The sequence below is a fragment of the Polynucleobacter sp. UK-Mo-2m-Kol15 genome, assembly GCF_018881505.1.
Lineage (GTDB): Bacteria > Pseudomonadota > Gammaproteobacteria > Burkholderiales > Burkholderiaceae > Polynucleobacter.
Genome location: NZ_JACVQC010000001.1, coordinates 108,551 through 129,937, shown reverse-complemented (window position 1 = coordinate 129,937; position 21,387 = coordinate 108,551). Strand labels below are relative to the sequence as shown.

Annotated in this window: 27 protein-coding genes and 1 pseudogene; 21 read left to right on the top strand and 7 right to left on the bottom strand. The window is 45.3% G+C overall.

Annotation, left to right across the window (positions count from 1 at the left end; all coding sequences use genetic code 11):
• Positions 1 to 11 precede the first annotated feature (11 nt).
• The 8 genes from ICN43_RS00695 to ICN43_RS00660 are packed head-to-tail and all read left to right on the top strand — an operon-like array spanning position 12 to position 5,999.
• Positions 12 to 1,106 (top strand): VanZ family protein, encoded by a 1,095-nt coding sequence (locus ICN43_RS00695; RefSeq protein ID WP_216196767.1) that lies wholly within the window; start codon positions 12 to 14, stop codon positions 1,104 to 1,106.
• A 12-nt stretch (positions 1,107 to 1,118) separates the two neighbouring features.
• Positions 1,119 to 1,427, top strand: a complete 309-nt coding sequence (locus ICN43_RS00690) for a ferredoxin (RefSeq protein WP_255533368.1) — start codon at positions 1,119 to 1,121, stop codon at positions 1,425 to 1,427.
• Between the two features lie 25 nt (positions 1,428 to 1,452).
• A complete protein-coding gene (locus tag ICN43_RS00685) occupies positions 1,453 to 2,169 on the top strand; it encodes an alpha/beta hydrolase (protein ID WP_216196765.1) in 717 nt (238 codons plus the stop codon).
• Between the two features lie 33 nt (positions 2,170 to 2,202).
• Positions 2,203 to 2,472, top strand: a complete 270-nt coding sequence (locus ICN43_RS00680; protein WP_114654086.1) for a YbeD family protein — start codon at positions 2,203 to 2,205, stop codon at positions 2,470 to 2,472.
• Between the two features lie 9 nt (positions 2,473 to 2,481).
• Positions 2,482 to 3,126: a lipoyl(octanoyl) transferase LipB gene (gene lipB / locus ICN43_RS00675; RefSeq protein ID WP_216196764.1), complete on the top strand. Its 645-nt coding sequence runs from the start codon at positions 2,482 to 2,484 to the stop codon at positions 3,124 to 3,126.
• A complete protein-coding gene (gene lipA / locus ICN43_RS00670) occupies positions 3,123 to 4,148 on the top strand; it encodes a lipoyl synthase (protein WP_216196763.1) in 1,026 nt (341 codons plus the stop codon). Before lipB ends, lipA begins: the two co-directional genes overlap by 4 nt.
• Positions 4,141 to 4,728, top strand: a complete 588-nt coding sequence (locus ICN43_RS00665; protein WP_216196762.1) for a hypothetical protein — start codon at positions 4,141 to 4,143, stop codon at positions 4,726 to 4,728. The genes lipA and ICN43_RS00665 overlap by 8 nt, the downstream gene beginning before the upstream one ends.
• A gap of 2 nt (positions 4,729 to 4,730) precedes the next feature.
• Positions 4,731 to 5,999: an MFS transporter gene (locus ICN43_RS00660; RefSeq protein ID WP_216196761.1), complete on the top strand. Its 1,269-nt coding sequence runs from the start codon at positions 4,731 to 4,733 to the stop codon at positions 5,997 to 5,999.
• A gap of 5 nt (positions 6,000 to 6,004) precedes the next feature.
• Here the strand turns inward: ICN43_RS00660 and ICN43_RS00655 are convergent, their stop codons facing one another.
• On the bottom strand, positions 6,005 to 6,265 hold the full coding sequence (locus ICN43_RS00655) for an accessory factor UbiK family protein (RefSeq protein ID WP_216196760.1): 261 nt from the start codon (positions 6,263 to 6,265) through the stop codon (positions 6,005 to 6,007).
• Positions 6,266 to 6,517: 252 nt separating this feature from the next.
• Between ICN43_RS00655 and ICN43_RS00650 the strand changes: the two genes are divergently transcribed.
• The 8 genes from ICN43_RS00650 (at position 6,518) to ptsP (ending at position 14,012) form a co-directional block, all read left to right on the top strand.
• On the top strand, positions 6,518 to 7,339 hold the full coding sequence (locus ICN43_RS00650; protein WP_216196759.1) for a TorF family putative porin: 822 nt from the start codon (positions 6,518 to 6,520) through the stop codon (positions 7,337 to 7,339).
• Positions 7,340 to 7,364: 25 nt separating this feature from the next.
• On the top strand, positions 7,365 to 7,703 hold the full coding sequence (locus tag ICN43_RS00645; protein WP_011903792.1) for a P-II family nitrogen regulator: 339 nt from the start codon (positions 7,365 to 7,367) through the stop codon (positions 7,701 to 7,703).
• 13 nt (positions 7,704 to 7,716) lie between these two features.
• The gene (locus ICN43_RS00640) at positions 7,717 to 9,180 is read left to right on the top strand and encodes an ammonium transporter (protein WP_216196758.1); all 1,464 of its coding nucleotides are present in this window, start codon (positions 7,717 to 7,719) and stop codon (positions 9,178 to 9,180) included.
• Positions 9,181 to 9,285: 105 nt separating this feature from the next.
• On the top strand, positions 9,286 to 10,584 hold the full coding sequence (gene gshA, locus ICN43_RS00635; RefSeq protein WP_216196757.1) for a glutamate--cysteine ligase: 1,299 nt from the start codon (positions 9,286 to 9,288) through the stop codon (positions 10,582 to 10,584).
• A gap of 17 nt (positions 10,585 to 10,601) precedes the next feature.
• Positions 10,602 to 11,543, top strand: coding sequence for a glutathione synthase (gshB, locus tag ICN43_RS00630; RefSeq protein ID WP_216196756.1), 942 nt, complete (start codon positions 10,602 to 10,604; stop codon positions 11,541 to 11,543).
• 2 nt (positions 11,544 to 11,545) lie between these two features.
• Positions 11,546 to 11,980: a PTS sugar transporter subunit IIA gene (locus ICN43_RS00625; protein ID WP_216196755.1), complete on the top strand. Its 435-nt coding sequence runs from the start codon at positions 11,546 to 11,548 to the stop codon at positions 11,978 to 11,980.
• Between the two features lie 8 nt (positions 11,981 to 11,988).
• Positions 11,989 to 12,258 carry an HPr family phosphocarrier protein gene (locus tag ICN43_RS00620; RefSeq protein ID WP_216196754.1) on the top strand — a complete coding sequence of 90 codons (270 nt, stop codon included), beginning with the start codon at positions 11,989 to 11,991 and terminating at the stop codon, positions 12,256 to 12,258.
• Positions 12,259 to 12,260: 2 nt separating this feature from the next.
• On the top strand, positions 12,261 to 14,012 hold the full coding sequence (gene ptsP, locus ICN43_RS00615; protein ID WP_216196753.1) for a phosphoenolpyruvate--protein phosphotransferase: 1,752 nt from the start codon (positions 12,261 to 12,263) through the stop codon (positions 14,010 to 14,012).
• A 29-nt stretch (positions 14,013 to 14,041) separates the two neighbouring features.
• Here ptsP and ICN43_RS00610 read toward each other — a convergent pair whose 3' ends face one another.
• Genes ICN43_RS00610 through gpmA form a run of 3 tightly spaced genes read right to left on the bottom strand, consistent with a single transcriptional unit; the run spans position 14,042 to position 16,953 of the window.
• Positions 14,042 to 14,794 carry a molybdopterin-synthase adenylyltransferase MoeB gene (locus ICN43_RS00610; protein WP_216196752.1) on the bottom strand — a complete coding sequence of 251 codons (753 nt, stop codon included), beginning with the start codon at positions 14,792 to 14,794 and terminating at the stop codon, positions 14,042 to 14,044.
• A gap of 21 nt (positions 14,795 to 14,815) precedes the next feature.
• Complete coding sequence (locus tag ICN43_RS00605) at positions 14,816 to 16,249, bottom strand: S41 family peptidase (protein WP_216196751.1); 1,434 nt, start codon at positions 16,247 to 16,249, stop codon at positions 14,816 to 14,818.
• 14 nt (positions 16,250 to 16,263) lie between these two features.
• Positions 16,264 to 16,953 (bottom strand): 2,3-diphosphoglycerate-dependent phosphoglycerate mutase, encoded by a 690-nt coding sequence (gpmA, locus tag ICN43_RS00600; protein WP_216196750.1) that lies wholly within the window; start codon positions 16,951 to 16,953, stop codon positions 16,264 to 16,266.
• Between the two features lie 22 nt (positions 16,954 to 16,975).
• Here gpmA and ICN43_RS00595 point away from each other — a divergent pair, with 22 nt between their 5' ends.
• Genes ICN43_RS00595 through ICN43_RS00580 form a run of 4 tightly spaced genes read left to right on the top strand, consistent with a single transcriptional unit; the run spans position 16,976 to position 19,254 of the window.
• Positions 16,976 to 17,392 (top strand): rhodanese-like domain-containing protein, encoded by a 417-nt coding sequence (locus tag ICN43_RS00595; RefSeq protein WP_216196749.1) that lies wholly within the window; start codon positions 16,976 to 16,978, stop codon positions 17,390 to 17,392.
• Between the two features lie 12 nt (positions 17,393 to 17,404).
• Positions 17,405 to 17,659: a glutaredoxin 3 gene (gene grxC / locus ICN43_RS00590; protein WP_216196748.1), complete on the top strand. Its 255-nt coding sequence runs from the start codon at positions 17,405 to 17,407 to the stop codon at positions 17,657 to 17,659.
• 24 nt (positions 17,660 to 17,683) lie between these two features.
• Positions 17,684 to 18,205 carry a protein-export chaperone SecB gene (gene secB, locus ICN43_RS00585; protein WP_216196747.1) on the top strand — a complete coding sequence of 174 codons (522 nt, stop codon included), beginning with the start codon at positions 17,684 to 17,686 and terminating at the stop codon, positions 18,203 to 18,205.
• Between the two features lie 26 nt (positions 18,206 to 18,231).
• Positions 18,232 to 19,254, top strand: coding sequence for an NAD(P)H-dependent glycerol-3-phosphate dehydrogenase (locus ICN43_RS00580; protein ID WP_216196746.1), 1,023 nt, complete (start codon positions 18,232 to 18,234; stop codon positions 19,252 to 19,254).
• Between the two features lie 5 nt (positions 19,255 to 19,259).
• Here ICN43_RS00580 and trmL read toward each other — a convergent pair whose 3' ends face one another.
• The 3 genes and pseudogenes from trmL to ICN43_RS11120 form a co-directional block, all read right to left on the bottom strand.
• Positions 19,260 to 19,730, bottom strand: coding sequence for a tRNA (uridine(34)/cytosine(34)/5-carboxymethylaminomethyluridine(34)-2'-O)-methyltransferase TrmL (gene trmL / locus ICN43_RS00575; RefSeq protein ID WP_216196745.1), 471 nt, complete (start codon positions 19,728 to 19,730; stop codon positions 19,260 to 19,262).
• Positions 19,723 to 20,136: a ComF family protein gene (locus ICN43_RS11125; RefSeq protein ID WP_255533539.1), complete on the bottom strand. Its 414-nt coding sequence runs from the start codon at positions 20,134 to 20,136 to the stop codon at positions 19,723 to 19,725. Before ICN43_RS11125 ends, trmL begins: the two co-directional genes overlap by 8 nt.
• A 150-nt stretch (positions 20,137 to 20,286) precedes the next feature.
• Positions 20,287 to 20,484, bottom strand: a pseudogene (locus ICN43_RS11120) (double zinc ribbon domain-containing protein); the annotation flags it as partial.
• 23 nt (positions 20,485 to 20,507) lie between these two features.
• On the opposite strand from ICN43_RS11120, the gene ICN43_RS00565 reads away from it, so the two are divergent.
• Entirely contained in the window at positions 20,508 to 21,311 is an 804-nt protein-coding gene (locus tag ICN43_RS00565; protein WP_255533367.1) for a methyltransferase domain-containing protein, read from the top strand.
• Positions 21,312 to 21,387 lie beyond the last annotated feature (76 nt).

The window sequence follows — 21,387 nt, the reverse complement described above, 5'->3', positions numbered from 1 at the left end:
AGAATGATGGAATGCATCATGAAGATCAGCGCCCTCGCAAGTTTGTTTGGCCCCTCCAGGCAATGCCTTTGGCTAGGGCTATTAGCCTGAGCTATGCGCTGTTGATTGTTTATGTCAGCCTAAATCCTTTCGACTTCAACTTTGACAATGGCATTGCCGCATGGGCATGGTTAGATGCTCCACTGCCTCGCTACATTACGCTCTTTGATGTCTCAGTCAATATCTTGGCCTATATTCCCTTGGGATTTTTGTTAGTTTTTGCCTGTTATCCGCGTTGGCGTAACTTTGTAGCTCTGGGGATTGCCCTAAGTATGAGCGCAGCATTGGCGTTTAGCGTGGAGTCTTTGCAAACTTGGCTACCCACTCGAATTCCAAGTCAAATGGATTGGTGGGCCAATGTCTTGGGCGGTTTGATGGGTGGCTTGCTAGCCATTCCCTTGGGCCCTCAGTGGCTCTCTGGCAGTGCTGTACGACGTCATTTTGACCAGTGGTTTGGTTTAAATTGGGCCGCTTGCGCCTTATTTCTTCTCTTTCCTTGGGCTCAAATTTATCCCCAAAGTTCTTGGCTAGGTACCGGAGTCTGGGGGCATGCAATTTTTGCCTCGGTCGATTGGGGAACCATGGTGGTAAATCATGTGATTCAGGAATCCATCATTACGGCGTTATGCTGGTTGGGTACGGGGCTATTGCTATCTTTAGGAATGCGTGCAAAAGCACCCCAATGGAAAATCTTAAATAGCCTGCTTTGCTTCACCGTTTTGGTCAAGATTGCCTTTACTGCCTTGCTATTCGGCGCTGAATACAGTTTGCTTTGGCTTACCGCAGGGGCGATTTGGGGAATGGTGTTGGGAATTTTATTGCTTAGATGGACCCTCCAATTTTCAGTGGCTAGTAAAGCTCGGCTTGCAATTGTTTGCTTGATCAGCGCCACCCTAGCTATTAACCTATTGCCGGATAACCCTTATTTCATTTTGACATTGCGACACTGGAACCAAGGTCGGCTATTACACTTTAATGAGTTAATGCAATGGGTTTCGGTAGTATGGTTGCCATTAGCCTTATTTTGGGTGCTCCGAAATCGGACTACTTTTGATTCAAAACCTTGACTAAGATTGCATATGAGCTTTCAACACCATGTTTTTTTCTGTCTAAACCAGCGCAGTAATGGCGAAGATTGCTGCGATCGTCATAACGCATTTGCACTATTTAACTTTGCAAAGAATCGCGTGAAAGAGTTGGGTCTATCTGGCCCAGGAAAAATTCGTATCAATAAAGCGGGTTGTTTAGATCGTTGCGCTGACGGCCCCGTGATGGTGATTTATCCAGAGGGTATTTGGTACACCTTTATAGATACTGACGATGTTGAAGAAATTATTCAGTCACACTTAATACAAGGACGTCCAGTAGAGCGTCTGCAGTTAGCTTAAAAAAGATTTTAGAAAGCCCTTCCGGATGAATAGCCGTACAAAAATAATTCATATTGATGGTGTGGTGGGTCAAATCGAAATGTCGATTGATCTACCTGATGAATTAAAAAATAATCCTGACTTCTTGGTGAGAGGTTTGGCCTTGGTTGCTCATCCACATCCACTCATGGGTGGGACGATGGATAACAAGGTTGCGCAAACTATGGCGCGTGCTTTTAATCAGTTGGGTTATGTGAGTGTTCGACCAAATTTTCGTGGAGTAGGGGCTACTGCTGGAGTGCATGATGATGGCGTCGGCGAGCTGGAAGATTTGATGCATGTCACTGATTGGATGCGCACACCTTCCAGTTGGAATCAATTTGAAGCGACTGCGCAACAATCTTGGACGCAGACTGCAAATACATTGCCTTTGGTGGTTTCCGGATTTTCATTTGGGAGCTTTGTTGGGACCCATTTAGTGCGGCGCTTGGTGGAGTTAGATCGTCCAGCTGAGAGGCTGGTCATGGTTGGAAGTGCAGCAGGCAAATGGGTCTTGGCACCAGTGCCTGCAGATACGATTTTGATTCATGGTGAGGTGGATGAAACCATTCCGTTGCTCGACGTCTTAGATTGGGCGCGCCCTCAGGAATTAACAGTTCAAGTGGTGCCAGGTGCAGATCATTTTTTTCATCGCCGTTTACATTGCATTCGTAACATCATTACTAGTGCTTGGTTGGGCATGCCTGATCACCGCAATCAATAAAGCCATAAAGAAAATTGAGAAAGATAAGAATAAATGACTGAAGATAGAAAATCTCTGATCGAGTATCCATCTGAGTTTCCGATTAAGGTGATGGGCAAGACTAATCCAGAATACTTACCTGCAATCTTGCATATTGCTCGTCAATTTGACCCTACACTTGATGAGAGCAAGGTTGAGCAAAGACCTTCAAAAGATGGAAATTATTTAGGTATTACTTTGCCAATCACTGCAACCAGTCGTGAGCAATTAGATGAGCTATATCGCACCCTCTCCACGCATCCCCTGGTTAGCGTTGTCCTCTAAATTATTTGCATGAGTTTTTTAGTAAAACATTTAGGGGTGGTTGACTATGAGTCAACCTATCAAGCGATGCGAGATTTTACTCAGCATCGAGATGGCAACACCCCAGATGAAATTTGGATTTTGGAACATCCCCCCGTCTTTACTTTGGGTTTGGCGGGAGATGCCAGTAACTTACATTCTCCAAGCAATCAAATTCCCTTGGTACAGGTAGATCGTGGTGGTGAGATCACCTATCACGGCCCTGGGCAAATCGTGGCTTATCTGCTGCTGGATCTGAGGCGTTTAGGGATTTTTGTCAAAGAACTAGTCTCCCGAATCGAGCAAGCTTTGATTGATACCCTAGCCGATTATGATGTTCAAGCAGAAAGACATCGTGGCGCACCCGGCATTTACCTTAGCCAAGAGGACCCAATTCCATTGGCATATCGGGGCGCCAAGATTGCGGCTTTGGGTCTTAAGGTCTCAAAAGGATGCACTTATCATGGGCTTGCCTTGAATGTATCAACCGATTTAAGCGCTTTCTCCCGCATTCACCCATGTGGATATGAGGGCTTAAAGACGGTGGATATGCAAACCCTTGGGATCAAGGACAATATAGGCATTATTAGCCAAACCCTTTTAGGGCACTTGCAAAAGCAACTGCTTCCATCATGACTACCAATAAGCCGGACTTCGATTCCACTGTCAATGCTGCTAATAGCAATAGTCGGCAGGATCTTAACTACGATGCTTCACGCAAGCAGAAGTCTAGCGAGAAAACTGCACGTATTCCAATCAAAATTGTCCCCTTAGAGCAAGTGCTCAAAAAGCCAGACTGGATTCGAGTAAAAGCCGCATCAGGAAATTCCCGTTTCTCTGAAATCAAAAAGATTCTTCGTGAGAATGAGCTGGTGACGGTGTGTGAGGAAGCAAGCTGCCCTAACATTGGTGAATGTTTTGGTAAAGGCACGGCTACTTTCATGATTATGGGAGATAAATGTACGCGTCGTTGTCCATTTTGTGATGTGGGTCATGGTAGACCAGACCCCTTAGATACAAAAGAGCCTGGCAATCTAGCGCGCACAATTGCTGCCCTGAAACTAAACTATGTAGTGATCACCAGTGTAGATCGAGATGATTTACGTGATGGCGGTGCCATGCACTATGTTGACTGTATTTCTCAATCACGAGAACTCTCTCCAGATACTCGTATAGAGGTTTTGGTGCCGGATTTTCGCGGCCGCTTAGATAAAGCTTTGGATATTTTTTCAGAGTATGCCCCGCAAGGTCTGCCTGATGTGATGAATCACAATCTAGAAACCGTTCCACGTCTGTATAAACAGGCACGCCCCGGAGCAGATTACCTACATTCCTTAAAGTTACTAAAAGACTTTAAAGTGCGCTTCCCACATATTCCAACCAAGAGTGGCTTGATGGTTGGTTTGGGTGAGACGGATGATGAAATATTAGCGGTCATGCGCGATATGCGTGAGCACAATATCGATATGCTGACGATCGGCCAGTATCTGGCACCTTCAGGACACCATCTTCCAGTTCAGCGCTATGTTCATCCAGATGTATTTAAGCATTTCGAGGAGGAGGCTTATGCCATGGGCTTCTCACATGCTGCAGTTGGTGCGATGGTGCGATCTAGCTACCATGCCGATCAACAAGCCCATGGGGCAGGTATTGTATAAATTGGTGCTCCAAAAACTCGGGGTATTTCTAGCGTCTGTAATCTTACTTTCTGCTTGTAGCCCCAAATTAGATTGGCGGATCGTACAGGCTCCTCAAGAGGGCTATAGCGCTTTATTCCCAGGCAAGCCTGAGAAAATGGAGCGACGATTGCCTTATCAAAATCAAGAAATTGCACAAACATTAGAAGCAGTAAAAATTGAAAATGACATTTATTCCGTCAGTACGATTCATTTGAGTGGCGATCAAGCTTTACTGGCGCCTAATTTATTAGAGCAACTGCAAAGCAACTTATTGAATCGTGCCAATGTCAATTTAGATAGCGCTGTTAGTGTTAATGCTCTTTATCAGGTTGCAAATAAACAGCGTCTTGCTACGAAAGATTACTTTTTGGAATTCAAATCTACTGGCACGGTAGAGCAGTTAATGCGCGTGCGTTGGATTACCCGAATTAGGCCAGATAATGGAGTTTGGATTTACCAAATTTCAGTTTTGCATACAGCACCAGCAAGGGTAGATGCAATAAAGTTTTTCTCTGAAGAGGCGTATTCTAATTTCTTTGATGAGTTTCATCCAAATTAAATATGTCTATTGATTTGCCTCTAGAAAATAAGGCCGCAGTCAGAATTTTCTTAAGTTTTGCTTTCGCATACTTTATTTCATATGCGTTTCGATCGATCAATGCAGTAATTGCACCAGAGTTGGTAAATGAGTTGCATATCAATAACTCACAACTTGGTCTTTTGTCAGCCGCATACTTTTTCGGTTTTGGTGTGACACAAATACCGCTTGGTTTGTGTTTGGATAAATTTGGCCCGCGCCGAACAGAAATCAGCCTGATGGTGCTTGCAATTATGGGAGCATTGATATTTTCTTATGCAAACGACTTTTTAAGCTTGCTTATTGGAAGGGTATTCATTGGCATGGGAGTCTCTGCATGCCTGATGGCCGCATTCTCAGGATTTCGAGCTTGGTATCCCTTGCCGATGCAAGGACAGCTGGCATCCGGAATGCTTGTTTTTGGAGCTTCAGGGGCTCTGATGACATCTTGGCCGCTTCATGCTGTATTGCCTTATATGGGCTGGCGGGGTGTATTTATTGGTATGGCCGTGCTCTGTTGTTTGGCTTTGCTTATCCTCTATTTTGGTTTACCTGCAAAAGCGAGCAAGTCATCAGATCAAACAAGCTTAGTTGAGGGTGGCGAGGCAACCTTATCTTGGGCCAGTTATAAGCCAATTTTGACAAACCCTTTTTTTTGGAGAATCTTCCCCTTGGGAATTTTTTGTTATGGTGGATTTATTGCAATTCAAACGCTGTGGCTGGGACCTTGGTTGACTGGAGTAATGGAGTACTCCGCCGAAACTGCTTCTCAGGTGCTATTTTCATTTAATGCTGTTTTATTGTGTTCATATGCACTCAACACAGTGCTGTTGCCTAAGCTGGCTAAGCATGGAATTACTACTCTGCAGTATTTAACTTGGATGGTTGGCACTGCACTTATTTTTCAAGCATGTGCTTTTTATTTACGTAGCGAGTGGGTATTTTTGTGGTGGTATCTGCTTGCTGGAGCTAGTTCCTCTTTTGTGCTTGCGCAGAGTTTGATTGTTTCCTATTTCCCAAAATCTTTTTCAGGGCGCGTTAGTACTACCTATAACCTCACACTTTTTATCGGTGCATTTATCGTTCAGTGGGGGATTGGGTATCTAGTGGATTTAGGTATTGATGCAGGTTGGTCTCGCACTACTGCATTTGACATAGCATTAGGCGTCTACTTGGCTATTCAGACGTTGGGATATCTTTGGTTTTTACTTTCACCTAAATTTTTCCCAAGCACGCCTCTTGCAGAAACTTAAAAAAGTTAAGCGCTAGTTTTTTCTAGCGCAGAAACTTTAGCTTCGAGGGCTTCTAATTTTTCCCTAGTCTTAGCAAGCACCTTAGATTGCACATCAAACTCTTCGCGAGTAACTAAATCCATTTTTTGAAAGCCTTGATTCATCATTGCACGCACATTCTTTTCAATCTCCTGTGCTGGTGAATTACGGATAGCATCGCCAACCTTGTTCTGCATATCGCTCGCAATGCGCTGAATTTGTTCTAGGATTTCACCTGGTTTTTGCATGATGCCGCCTGCCGTTCTATTCAAAGTTGCATAAAAGTAATAGCCCTTATTTTAAGTTGTAGGGCTGAAAACAGGCAAAACTACTCAAAATTGCAGCAAAATGAACTAAATTGGTGCTTATATATGCACCAAAATTGAGCATAAGCCTTATTTAGGGGAATTTCAGCAAATTTAGGGGGCTTCCTAGATTCATGATCACCCCATGCAATAAATCTTTATCCCTTTTTCATTACACATAGCAAGGAGTAACACATGAAAACCATTCAAAAGACAGCCGTAGCTCTCGCAGTATCTGGCCTATTTGCAACCGCAGCATTTGCTCAAACAGCACCTGCGCCAGAAGCCCCTGAAGCAAGTCCAATCACAGCAAACGTTACCGTGGTGAGTGATTATCGCTACCGTGGTATTTCTCAGTCAAACATGAAGCCTGCAATTCAAGGTGGTTTTGATTACGCACATGAGAGCGGTTTCTATATCGGTAACTGGAATAGTTCAATTAGCTGGGTTGGCGATTTGAATCCAGGTGTCTCCGCACCTATTGAAATGGATTTCTACGGTGGCTTTAAAAAGGAATTGATTGCTCCGGGCTTTGCATCTGACATTGGCGTATTGCAGTACGCATTTCCAACTTCGGGAAATTTAACTACTGTAAATCCTAATACTACAGAGTTGTATGCTGCGCAAAACTTTACGTTTGGTCCGGTTACTGGCTTCTTGAAGTTTTCATACGCTGTAACTAATACATTCGGAAATGCTAACAGTACCGGTTCTTACTATCCAGACTTAACTGTTAACTATGACACAGGTATTTGGGGCCTTGCTTTAAATGCACACGTTGGATATCAATATATTGCTGGAACACCTACAGGCAGCACTACATCAAACTCAAGCTTATATAGCTATACAGATTGGAAGCTTGGTGTTACTAAAGACTTTGGTGGAGGCCTATCTGCAGCCGTTTCATACATTGATACTAATGCGAAAACTGTTGGAAGTAGCTATGCCTATGTGAGCCCACAGGGTAAGAATTTGGGTGGATCAACAGGTATCGTTTCTTTAACAAAGACTTTCTAATTCTTTCCTCTGAACGGAGAAACGTATGAAATTAATTACCGCAATCATCAAGCCTTTCAAGCTTGACGAAGTGCGCGAAGCTCTCTCAGAAGTGGGAGTTTCGGGCATTACCGTCACTGAAGTTAAAGGCTTTGGTCGTCAAAAGGGTCACACCGAATTGTATCGTGGTGCTGAATATGTGGTCGACTTTTTACCTAAAGTAAAAATTGAAGCTGCTGTTGAAGATGGCATCTTGGAGCGAGCGATTGAAGCAATTGAAAAATCTGCCCGTACTGGAAAAATTGGTGATGGCAAGATTTTTGTCTCACCGGTTGAACACGTCATTCGCATTCGTACCGGTGAAACCGGCGCGTCAGCACTTTAAAGAGAGGTTCAAAATGTTAACTTGGATGAAACGACTCCTAGCCGGAAGCGCAATGGCCTTGGCTATTGGCGCAACTAGCGTGATGGTAGCTTCTCCAGCTTTTGCTGATGAAGCAAAGCCGGTCGCAGCCGCAGCCGCAGCGGCAGTTGCTGCTGCTCCTGCATTAGTTCCTAACAAGGCTGATACGGCTTGGTTATTAGTGTGTACCGCATTGGTAATCTTGATGACATTGCCAGGTTTGGCTTTGTTCTACGGCGGTTTAACACGTAGCAAAAACATTCTTTCTGTACTTGTACAGTGTATGTTTGTGTTTGCCTTGATTACCGTGTTGTGGTCTCTCTATGGATACAGCTTTGCATTTACTGAAGGTGGTGCATTCATTGGTGGACTCGATCGTTTGTTCTTGCAAGGCATTACTCCAGATTCTGTTGCCGCTACATTTAGCAAGGGCATCGTGATTCCAGAATATGTGTTTATGGCCTTCCAGGCTGCGTTTGCAACAATCACTTGCTGCTTGATCGTTGGTTCATTTGCTGAGCGTGCTAAGTTTTCTGCAATCGTGTTGTTTGTAATCCTTTGGTTCACATTCAGCTACCTCCCAATTGCTCACATGGTTTGGTTCTGGCCTGGCCCTGATGACATCAAAGATGCGGCATCACTTGAAGCAATCACAGCGCGTGCTGGTTGGTTGTGGCAGAAGGGTGTTCTTGACTTTGCTGGCGGTACCGTTGTGCATATCAACGCTGCGATCGCAGGCTTGGTAGGTTCATTTGTAATCGGCAAACGTTTGGGTTACGGCAAAGAAGCAATGAAGCCACACAACTTGGTATTTGTGATGATTGGAGCCTCGCTCTTGTGGTTCGGTTGGTTTGGTTTCAATGCTGGTTCTGCTCTCGAAGCAAACGGCAGTGCAGCCTTAGCATTCGTAAACACCTTATTGGCAACAGCTGCTGCAGTATTGAGCTGGTCAATTGCTGAGTGGGTTCTCAAAGGCAAGCCTTCCATGTTGGGTGGTGCATCCGGTTGCGTTGCAGGTTTAGTTGCTGTAACTCCTGCTGCTGGTTTTGTTGGTCCGATGGGCGCACTAGTTATCGGCGCTGCTGCTGGTGTAGTTTGCTTATGGGGTGTTTCTGGTCTTAAGAAGCTTTTGGGTTCAGACGACAGCTTGGACGTATTTGGTGTGCATGGCGTTGGCGGTATCTTAGGCGCTTTGTTGACTGGTGTGTTTGCAGACCCAGCTTTAGGCGGAACAGGTATTTGGGATTATGTAGCGAATGCTGCAGCTCCTGATTACTCAATCGCTAGCCAATTGTGGATTCAGAGCCAGGGCGTGATTGTTACCTTGATTTGGTCAGGCGTGGTTTCCTATATCGCCTACAAACTGGTTGATATGGTAGTTGGCCTCCGTGTTAAAGAAGATGAAGAGCGCGAAGGTCTGGATATCAGCTCCCACGGTGAGTCTGCTTACGAGTCTTAATTAGCGTTTTTACCCCTCACTGGGCGGCTTTAGTTGGTTGCTCAGTTTTTAAGCGCGGGATCCTCGGATTCCGCGTCTTTCTTTTAAAAATCTTACAATGGTGGAATGGTCCCACATCTCATCACTGCCCTTAGCGGCCCTCTTCTTGATCTCGAGTCGAAGGTATTGGAAGCAACCCCAACAATTGAGCGCTGGTTTAGGCTTGAATGGCAGGAGCATACTCCGCCTTTCTACTGTTCGGTTGACCTGCGTAATGCGGGTTTTAAGCTTGCACCAGTAGACACCAATCTCTTTCCGGGCGGTTTTAACAATCTCTCACCCCAGATGTTGCCTCTGGCAGTTCAGGCTGCAATGGCGGCAATTGAGAAGATTTGCCCTGAAGCAAAAAATTTATTATTGATACCTGAGCGCCATACTCGTAATACTTTCTATTTACAGAATATTGCCCGCTTATCTTCAATCCTGCGTCAAGCGGGTCTCAATGTCCGCTTGGGCACTTTATCGGATGAAATTAAAAAGCCAACTTGGATTGATTTGCCAGACGGTAATCGCCTCTTGATGGAGCCTTTATCTCGTTTAGGTTTGCGGAAGCAGCGATTGGGGTTAAAAGATTTTGATCCATGTTCCATCTTGCTGAACAATGATTTATCTGCCGGTATTCCTCCGATTTTGGAAAACCTTCACGAGCAGTATCTCTTACCGGGCCTTCATGCAGGATGGCACGTGCGTCGTAAGTCGAAACACTTTGCTGCATACGATGAAGTAGCAAAGAAATTTGCGAAGATAGTCGATATTGATCCATGGATGATCAATCCCTATTTTGCGAGTTGCTCAGAAGTCAATTTTCATGAGCGCAAGGGCGAAGAGGAGTTGCAAACCGCTGTCGAGAAAATTTTAAAGAAGACTGCTAAGAAATATCGCGAGTACGGCATTAAAGAAAAGCCTTATGTCGTTGTTAAAGCTGATGCTGGTACATATGGCATGGGTGTGATGGTGGTGAATGATCCTGCCCAACTCAAAGGGCTAAATCGCAAAGATCGTAATAAGATGAGCGTAGTAAAAGAAGGTCTTGAGGTGAGCGATGTATTAATTCAAGAGGGTGTATATACCTTTGAAAAAGTAAATGAGGCAGTTGCTGAGCCGGTGGTGTACATGATTGATCGTTATGTCATTGGTGGCTTCTATCGCGTACATACTGACCGTGGGCCTGATGAGAATTTAAATGCGCCAGGTATGCATTTTGTACCTTTGGCGTTTGAGCAAAACTCCATACCTGATTTAGGCGCCAAGCCTGGCAGCGCTCCGCCCAATCGTTTCTATTTGTATGGCGTGGTTGCTCGTCTAGCTCTGCTAGCGGCTTCTTTAGAATTGGAGCGCTCGGATCCTAATGCTGAAGCTGCTTAACTTATTCGGAAACTGAGATGAACCTTCTTTTCATTGCCGACCCTTTGGAGTCTTTCAAGATTAGCAAAGATTCCACCTTAGCGATGATGCGAGTTGCACAAGAAGCGGGGCACCAACTTTGGTTTTGTCAAAGTCGTAATATCCTCTGGAGAAATAACTTTGTAGTGGCTGACTGCCAGCCTTTACTAATTAAGCCAAGCGGTACAGCTTGGTTCGAATTAGGCTCTATCGTGAATCGCCCATTAAATACATTTAATGCGGTCATGATGCGTACTGATCCACCATTTGATATTGAATACCTCAACACTACTTGGTTGTTATCTGCTGCGGTTCGTCAGGGTGCAAACGTATTTAATAATCCAACAGCTATCCGCGATCATTCTGAAAAAATATCCATTACCGAGTTTCCTGAGCTCATTCCACCTACTTTGGTGACTCGCGAACTCAGTGCGATTGAAGTGTTTCATCAAGAGCATCAAGATATTGTTGTTAAGCCCCTAGATGGTATGGGCGGCATGGGAGTATTTCGTGTTGGTCCAGATGGATTAAATCTTGCTAGTATTGTTGAGACGCTAGGTGAGAATGGCGCACGCACTTTGATGGCGCAGAGATTCTTGCCGGAGATAGCTCAAGGTGACAAACGTGTTCTGCTGATCGGTGGTGAGGTAGTTCCATTTGCATTGGCCCGCATTCCTCAAGGCAGTGAAATCCGAGGCAATCTAGCTGCTGGTGGCAAGGGGGTAGCTATGCCGCTCACGGATGCTGAAATAAAGGTTGCAGAGCGTCTCGCTCCTATATTGAATGCCCGAGGCTTGTTCTTGGTAGGATTAGATTTAATTGGTAGCTATGTCACTGAAATTAATGTAACTAGCCCAACGTGTTTTGTAGAGATTACTGAGCAAAGTGGATTTGATGTCCCGAAATTTTGGTTAACAGCGCTTGAAAAGGCTTTGGCATAAGCATGGTTGGAATCGTAATAGTTGCTCACACCCCAGTCGCAAGCGCGATGCTTGGTTTTGCTGAGCATGCATTTGGTGTGGTGCCAGAGAGAGTGAGGGCTGTTGATATTCCACCCTATGAAGATACAAAAGCTAGCTTTGATCGAGTGTTAAAAGCAGCCTATGGTGTAAATACTGGTCAGGGAGTTTTAATCTTGACTGACGTGATGGGTGCTACCCCAGCGAATGTGGCGTCTAAGCTTGAAGCCCTGGGTCCATTATCTGGCTTAGATGCTCCCGTGATTGTTTTGGCGGGGCTCAATTTGCCTATGTTGATGCGCTGTATTTCTCATCGTGGTGAGAGCATAGAGGATCTAGCTCATAAAGCGCTTCAGGGCGGTCAAAATGGAATTCTGCGTTTAGGTTCTAAAGCTCCACAAACTACTGCTGAAAAATAGGGTGAGCTATGCCAGTCTCTGAAATTGAAATCATTAATAAGTTAGGCCTACATGCTCGTGCATCTGCGAAGTTATCCCAGCTTGCTGCCGAGTTTCCTTGTGAAATTCTCTTATCTCGCAATGGTCGCCAAATCAATGCTAAGAGCATTATGGGCGTCATGATGCTTGCCGCTGGTATTGGGAGCACGGTCACTCTAGAAACTATTGGTGAGCAAGAAGATGAGGCAATGCAGGCTTTAACTGCCTTGATAAATGACCGATTTGGTGAAGGCGAATAAGAATGACTTTTGCTTTGCACGGAATCGCAGTCTCAAAGGGTATTGCTATCGGCAAAGCCGTGCTGATATCGCGTGCAGCATTAGAGGTTAGTCATTATCTAATTGAGGCTGGTAAGGAAGAGGCGGAGGCTAACAAGTTATTGGATGCTTTTGAGCAGGTGCGCCTCGAGTTGGCCCAGTTGCGTCAAGGCTTGCCTAAAGATGCCCCACAAGAAATGGCCGCCTTCTTAGATGTGCACGGCATGATTCTGGCGGATCCAGCCCTGGCTGAGAAGCCACTTAAGCTCATTCGTACGCAACGTTTAAATGCCGCTTGGGCCCTGACTACCGAACTCAATGATCTCTTGGAGCAATTTTCAGAGATAGAGGATGCCTATTTAAAGGAGCGCGCGAATGATATTCGACAAGTAGCAGAGCGAGTTCTAAAAGCCCTTAATGCGCAGCAAAAAGACGATTTAGGAGACTCCGATTTATTGTCACCAAGTGACGTTGGGGTGGATGCCATTATTGTGGCGCACGATATTGCCCCTCATGATATGTTGCGCTTTAAAGAGCATGCTTTTACAGGATTTGTGACTGACTTAGGTGGCAAGACCTCGCATACCGCGATTGTTGCGCGTAGCATGGAAATCCCTGCTGTAGTTGGCGTTCGCCATGCCAGTGAAATGATTCGACATGGTGATTGGTTGGTCATTGATGGTGAGCATGGTGTCGTTGTTGTTGCTCCTGATGAGCAATTACTTGCTGAGTACCGGCTCTTGCAAGAGAGGGCAATTCAGGAGACTCGTAAGTTACAAGAGCTAAAGCACTCACGGACTACTACTGTCGATCATGTGGCCATCGAATTATTGGCCAATATTGAATTGCCAGAAGATGCTACTCAGGCAGTAGATTTAGGTGCCATTGGCGTTGGTTTATTCCGCTCCGAATTTTTATTCATGGACCGCAAGCAAGCGCTTCCAGATGAAGAGCAGCAATACCATGAATATCGTCGCGTAGTAGATCTAATGCATGGTTTGCCAGTAAATATTCGTACTATCGACGTCGGTGCGGATAAGGCGCTGGGATCAGGTTCTGATTTATCCGAGACTGGTACTTCACCGCTTGGTTTGCGAGCGATTCGTTGGTCTTTGACTGAGCCGGAGATTTTCCTAACTCAGTTGCGAGCGATCTTACGGGCTTCGGCATATGGTCAGGCACGGATTATGATTCCAATGCTGGCTCACGTTAAAGAGATTGATGAGACTCTGCGCTTGATTGAAAAAGCTAAGCAGCAATTGCATCAACGCGGTCAAGCCTTTAATCCTAATATCCAAGTAGGTGCAATGATTGAGATCCCTGCAGCTGCTTTGGTATTACCTTTGTTTATAAATCGATTTGATTTTTTATCCATCGGTACCAATGATTTGATTCAGTACACCTTGGCCATTGATCGAGCCGATCACGCAGTTGCACATCTTTATGATCCCTATCATCCGGCCATACTGAATTTACTTTTCAGTATTATCGATCAGGCTAAGCGCGCCAATATCCCTGTCGCAGTGTGTGGAGAGATGGCAGGCGATCCTTCAATGACCAAATTATTGCTAGGCATGGGATTGACAGATTTCTCAATGCACTTTAGCCAACTATTGTTAGTAAAGCGTGAGATCTTAAGTGCAGATGTTGGCTTACTCAAATCCCGGATTGGCCCAGTACTAAAGGCAATTGAGCCTGTTGAGCAGGCTAAGGCCTTAGAAAAGCTGCTCTCTTAAATTACTTGAAGCTTGTGGGCTCGCTGGGCTTAGTGACTTTGCCCACAAACCAAGCACTCAGGATTTCTGGAGATACGAATCTCATCAATTTGAGTGTTGAGCGCATTCCAAAGTAGCATCCTGCCAATCAAAGGCTGGCCAAATCCAATCAATACTTGCAGCGCTTGGGCTGCCTGCATAGCACCAATGATGCCAACTAGAGGCGAGAAAATACCCATGCTGGCACAACTCACTTCCTCAAACTGTTCTGCTGGTGAGAATAGACAGGCGTAGCAAGGCGATGCTGCACTACGAAAATCAAAGACGCTTAATTGACCATCAAATTTGAGGGCAGACCCAGAGACTAGTGGTACCCGATGATGAAAGCAAGCTGCATTAATCAGTTGGCGTGTGGCGAAATTATCCGTGCAATCTAAAACGAGATTCACTGTAGGCAAGAGTTCTTTCAATAAATCTGCTGATGCCTTCTCGGCGATTGCGTTAATCGTGAGAGTTGGATTCATATTGTGTAAAAACTGTTTTCCTGATTCCACCTTACTTTTACCAATCGAGCTCTGGGAATGCATGATCTGGCGTTGCAAATTAGTGAGCTCAACTTTGTCATGATCGACTAAGCTTATTTTTCCTACTCCAGCTGCAGCTATATAAGGTGCGGCAGCGCAACCTAGGCCGCCCACACCAACGATAAGTATGTGCGAGCCAAGAAGTATTTCTTGGCCAGCAACATCAATTTCTTCTAGTAATAAATGCCGCGAGTAGCGAAGTAGCTGCTCATCATTCATATCTGTACCTAATTGCTGGACTTACTCTAGCTTAGAGGCTGAGCGCTTTACAGGCTCACCATTGATAAATGCAACTGCTTGCGAGAGCATAAAGTCGTCTGCACTACCAAGTTCAACAGGCTTTTTAGACTTATCTTTTTCTTTCTCTTCAGGCGTCTTCTTAGCATTTTTTTCTTCAATGCGTTGAAGCTCTTCTAGACGGCGCTTTTCACGATCGGCAACTAGTTTTTCTTCTGAGGATTGCTTATTGCGTAAATGCTTCTCGCTATCAATTTCACGAGTGATTAATACATCATCTGGATCACCATCTTTATTTTGATCAACTGCAATATCTGGTTTGATTCCATAAGCTTGAATCGATTTTCCACTTGGAGTGTAGTAATAGGCTGTAGTGATTTTCAATGCAGAATCATTGGTGAGGGGGCGGACAGTCTGCACAGAACCTTTACCAAAAGTAGTTTTACCAATAATGGTTGCGCGTTTGTAATCTTGTAATGCGCCAGCAACAATTTCAGAAGCAGAGGCAGAGTAGGCATTCACTAAAACTACCATCGGTAATTTTTTATACATCGCTGGTACGCTAGCTAATGGATCGCCGGGCTCACTCAGTCGGTACATAGCTGGGGCTGCATTAAACACTTGCTTGGAGTCAGCTGTTTGACCTTTGGTCGAAACGATCACAGCATCTGCTGGCAAGAAGGCTGCTGCAACACCGACCGCGCCTTGTAATAAGCCCCCACCATTATTTCTCAAGTCAAGAATGATGCCCTTCATTTTGGGGTCTTGATTTGCAAGATCACTTAATTTTTTAGCCAGATCGGGAACTGTGCGCTCTTGAAAGCTTGTTACTCTGACCCAGGCAATATTGTTGTCCAAAATTTTTGCTTTGACAGATTGCACTTTAATTTCAGCGCGGGTAATTGTTACTGGAAAGCTACGCTCCTCACTTTTACGGAAGATGGTCAAAGTAATTTTTGTGCCTGGTGTACCGCGCATCGTACGCACTGCTTTATCTAGCGACATACCACGAACTGGTTTGTCATCTAATCGAGTAATAAGGTCGCCAGCTTGCAAGCCAGCGCGTGCAGCAGGGCTATCTTCAATTGGATTTAATACTTTGACAACGCCATCCTCTGAAGTGATTTCTATACCAAGACCAGCGAACTTACCGCTAGTTTGTTCCTGCATTTCAGAAAAGTCTTTTTTGTCGAGATAGGTAGAGTGGGGATCAAGGCTACTCACCATGCCTTTGACGGCATCCGTTAGCAACTGTTTATCTTCAATTGGCTCCACATATTCACGTTTGATTTGAGCAAATACATTGGATAGTGTGCGCAGCTCATCTAAAGGTAGCGTTGTCCCTTGTTGAGCAGTCGCTGATAATTGGATAGTGGCTGCAACCCCGGCGATCAGGCCAACAGAAACTAGGGCAAAGTTCTTGAAAAATACGCGCATACTTCTGTTTTACCTTAATCCAAATAAAAATGTTGAATGGGTTTGAGTTGGTCATCAAGCTCATAAACAAGCGGGATGCCATTCGGGACATTGATTTCCATAATGTCTTCGTCAGAAACCTGGTCGAGATACTTAATTAAAGAGCGAATGCTGTTGCCATGTGCAACTAGTAAGACTCGCTTTCCTGCTTTGAGGGCAGGAGCAATAGATTCATTCCAAAGGGGTAACACACGCTCAACATTATCTTTAAGGCACTCACCTAAAGGAATGTCAGAGGTACTCAGTTTTTCGTAACGGCGGTCATTTTGTGGATTACGCTCATCCCCTTGCTCTAGCAGTGGTGGTCGGACATCGTAGGAGCGACGCCAAATATGAACTTGGGCATCCCCATATTGTTGTGCAGTTTCTGCTTTATTGAGGCCCGTGAGGGCGCCATAGTGGCGCTCGTTTAGTCTCCAGCTGTGGACTACGGGTAACCACATTAGGTTCATGGCATCTTGAACATGCCAAAGGGTGCGTATTGCTCTTCTAAGTACTGAGGTGTAGGCAACATCAAACTCATAGCCTGCCTTGCGGAGGTTTTCGCCAGCAGCCAGAGCCTGTTCAGAGCCTTTTGGGGTTAAGTCAACGTCCGCCCAGCCTGTAAAGCGGTTTTCAAGGTTCCAGGCGGATTCGCCATGACGAATAAGGACAAGTTGTTTCATAGAGCCATTCTATAATCCGGTGATGAACTTTCTCACTCAAATTGATAATTTAGCGCTTATCGCCCTCCTGCTTGTTTCGGGCTCAGCACTCTTCCTTCCCACATTATCTACGCTTATTAGCGGAAAAGGCTTATCGCCCACAGAAGCAACTATTTGGATAAATCGCCGTAAGGCTGCTGTTTTGGATTTGCGCCCAGAAGCGGACTACAAGATCGGCCACCTGCCAGGGGCGAAGCATATTTTGGCCGAGCAAATTTCTGCGGGAATCGATAAGCTCAAACTAGACCGCAAAAACCCCGTCATTTTGGTGTGTCAGTCTGGTATGAGTGCACGTAAGGCGGTTCCAGAGTTGAAAAAACAGGGTTTCCTTGAGGTTGCTGTCTTAGATGGTGGCGTTCAGGGCTGGCAGGCTGCAGCTCTCCCTTTAGTTAAATCATAGCGAGACGAAGATATGCCGCCAGTCACGATGTATAGCACGCAAGTTTGCCCTTACTGCGTAATGGCTGAGAAGCTTTTACAGAAGAAGGGGGTTGCCAATCTAGAGAAGATTTTGATTGATCGCGATCCTGCACAGCGCGAGATCATGATGACTCGCACGGGTCGCCGTACTGTCCCACAAATTTATATTGGTGAAACCCATATTGGTGGTTATGACGATCTAGTTGCATTAGATCGGGCCGGCCAATTAGACCCACTATTAGCTTAAAAAAATTTACCCAGAAAGCTTCCTATGACTGAACAAACCACTTTCGCTACAGGCGTCACTGATAACTCAAAAGAGCCTGGTTTCCGTATTCAACGGATCTACCTCAAGGACTTATCTTTAGAGCAGCCCAATGCACCGCAAATTTTATTGGTTGCAGCTGAGCCTCAAGTTGAGGTTGAGGTAGATGTTGCTGTTGATCGCCTGAGTGATGAAGTTTTTGAGGTTGCCTTAATCGCAACAGTTACTGCCAGGGTGGATGGCAAGGTACTTTTTTTGGTTGAAGCAAAACAAGCAGGTATTTTCGAATTTAGCAATATTCCTCCAGAGCAAATTGATCCAATGTTAGGTATTGCTTGCCCAACGATTTTGTATCCATATTTGCGTTCAAATATTGCGGACACTATTAGCCGTGCTGGTTTCCAGCCAATTCATTTGAATGAGATTAATTTCCACGGCATGTATGAGCATCGCCTGATGCAGGCTGCGCAATCTGCTGCAACCGAAAGTGCCTCTGTCGATCAAAGCAAAATCATTCTTCCTCACTAAGCAGATTTAATTAAGGCTCACAGATCATGAAAGTGACGCTGCTTGGAGCTGGATCATGGGGTACTGCCATGGCTGCGCAAGCAGCCCACTATCTTCGCGCGGGCGATGTCTGTCTTTGGTCACGAAGTGCTGAGCAGTTAGAGGGTATTCGGAAGTCTGGTGAGAACGTAGGCTACTTGCCTGGCGTCATCTTGCCTAAGGGCTTGCATTTAGAAGTGAGTTTTGAGCAAGCTATCGAACGCCTTTCTGAAAATGATCTTTTGGTGATTGCCACTCCAATGTCGGGTTTATCAGAAACGGTAGCGCAAGTTTTACGCCTCGCAACTCATCCACTCAATATCGTGTGGTTGTGTAAAGGCTTGGAGCCAAGTACAACATTATTGCCACATCAAGTAGTAGAGCGCGAAGATCAACTACATAGCCATGGCCTCCATCATTTTTATGGAGCTCTATCGGGACCTAGTTTTGCTCAAGAAGTTGGCAACGGCATGCCTTGTGCATTAACTATAGCTAGTAAATCAAATGCCTTGTGCGATATTGTTCAGGATGCCTTCCATCACGGCAATATGCGTATCTATGCCAGCGATGATTTGGTTGGTGTTGAGCTGGGAGGTGCAATTAAAAACGTTTTAGCAATAGCGGCTGGCATTGGAGATGGCCTAAATCTTGGCCTCAATGCACGCGCTGCAGTCTTAACTCGCGGCCTTGCGGAAATGATGCGATTGGTGAAGGCAGTGGGTGGTAGACCTGAGACCTGCATGGGATTGACCGGCGTAGGTGATTTGATTTTGACTGCAACTGGCGATCTCTCTCGTAATCGTCGCGTTGGTTTGGCGCTTGCTGCAGGAAAACCTTTACCTGAAATTTTGGATAACTTAGGTCATGTTGCTGAGGGTGTTTTGTGCGCTTCCGCGGTTGGCAGCCTTGCCCAACGCCTAGGTGTCGAAATGCCAATTACCGCCATGATGGGCGAAGTCTTGTCTGGAAAGCTTTCACCGCATGATGCAGTGAAAAAACTCATGGGGCGCGATCCCAAAGTCGAAGTTTAAGTTTCTTAGCTTCCGCCAAGCAATCCATTTTGGCGCCAAGCCTCATAAACCACAATCGCTACCGTATTCGAGAGATTCAAGCTGCGACTACTATTTTGCATTGCTAAGCGCATTTGGTTAGGCTGAGGAATTGAGTCTCTCACCTCCTCGGTGATGCCTTTGGTTTCTGAACCAAAAACAAAATAATCTTCAGGTGAGTATTGCCCGTCATGAAACTTTCCTGATCCCTTGGTAGTTAAGGCAAAAATACGCTCAGGTTTTGGTCTTTCATCAGCAAGAAATTGGGCCCAGTTTTTATGAACGTTTACTTTGGCAAACTCATGATAGTCCAGTCCAGCTCTACGAAGTTTGGCATTTTCCATCGGGAATCCTAAGGGCTCAATCAAATGTAGCTTAGCCCCCGTGTTTGCGCATAGACGAATGATGTTGCCTGTATTGGGTGGAATTTCTGGCTCGAATAAAACAATGTTAAACATGCTCTGATCTTTGCGATGGACGAAGTGTTCTCAGTAGAACCCAATTAATAACACGAGATGCACCATTGTCCTTCAATACGCGGGCGATTTCGTTTAATGTTGCGCCACTGGTCATTACGTCGTCAAATACAATCACTGAGGCAGACTCCAGTCGCCGCTGATATTGAGGGTGAATATAAAACATGCCTTGAATGGCGAGTTGGCGATTTTCACGGCTCTCCTTAGCCTGATTCTGGACAAAGTGATGCCGCCTTAAGATGTGCGGGTTTTTATGGATGCCTTTTTCACAATCAATCCGCCTAGCCAGCTCCCAGCTCTGATTAAAACCACGGCTACATAATTTCTCAGGGCTTAGCGGAACTGGCAAGAGAAAGTCTGCTTGTAAATTATTTAAGCTGGTAGCCATTAGTTGATTCCAAATTGACGCTAGTCCATGTGCATGAGCAAGTCGTCGCTGATATTTAAATTGATGCAAGGCAGACTGCAATCTGCCGTCATATCGATCAAGACAGTATGTTTCGTCAAAATCGGGTGGCTCTAAGATGCAGCTCTGACAATATTTTTTTAACAGTTCGTTTGCTTGAAGAGTATGGCCGCATTGTTGACAGCATTCGTAATTGAATAACTGCTCTGATTTCAATTGGGATGCGCAATTCATGCACAGGGTGCGTTTCTGAAATTCCCCGCAAATAGTGCAAGAGCTGGGTAGTAAATGAGCAGAAATTGCTTCAAAAATATTCTCTATTGTTCGCATGGGTCGCTGAGTATACTGAGCCAATGACCCAATCAATGAGATGGCTTCAGGATGAAATTGCAGCGCGTATGTTGCAAAAATTGGATATCGTGAAGTTGGAAGCAAAGGACGTCTTACTGATTCCAGATTTTCCTGGAGCGCATGCCCCTTTTCTGACAAAACGTTTTCCAGGAATTCGTTTTCATAGTGCGCCAGAATGCGAGCTATCCAGTTTTGATTTATTCAAACTGAGGGTCTCTCGTTTTTGGAATTCAAGAATGAAGTCAGCATCTATTATTTCTATTGCTGACTATAAGAAAACAGGCCGCATTAATCTTCCTAGCAATTCTATCGATTTAGTAGTCAGTGTTCTCCTAATTCAGGACTTAGCCGATCCTAAGCATTTCTTGCAAGAGTGCTGGCGAGTGCTCAAAGAGGGTGGATTGCTGACATTGAGTTACTTAGGTCCCGATACTGCCAAAGAGCTCAACTCCGAACTTTTGGCGCAGCAATTACCGCTTCAAAAGTTAGCCAGCCCCTGGGATATGCACGATATGGGCGACGCTCTACTAGGTGAGCGTTTCTCAGACCCAGTAATGGATATGGAGTTCCTGTGTTTAGATTATGAGTCTGACGCCGTTCTTCTGGCTGATGCAAGGGCATTACATTTGCTTAATCCCAGCAGTCAAAGTAGCGCTTTAGAGACTCCATTACCCAAAAAACTAACATTAGAGGTGGTTTATGGGCATGCCTGGGCTTTAGGTAAGCACCTTGCCAAGGCGCAGGATCATGTTGCTTATGTTGATTTAAATCAAATAGGGCGCAATACTAGGAGTGATTCTGCTTGAGTGTTAGTGCTCACTATCTATTAAACCATTGCCAAGATTGAGCCTGCCCTGCCCGGCCCGGTTTGTTGTTGAGCTT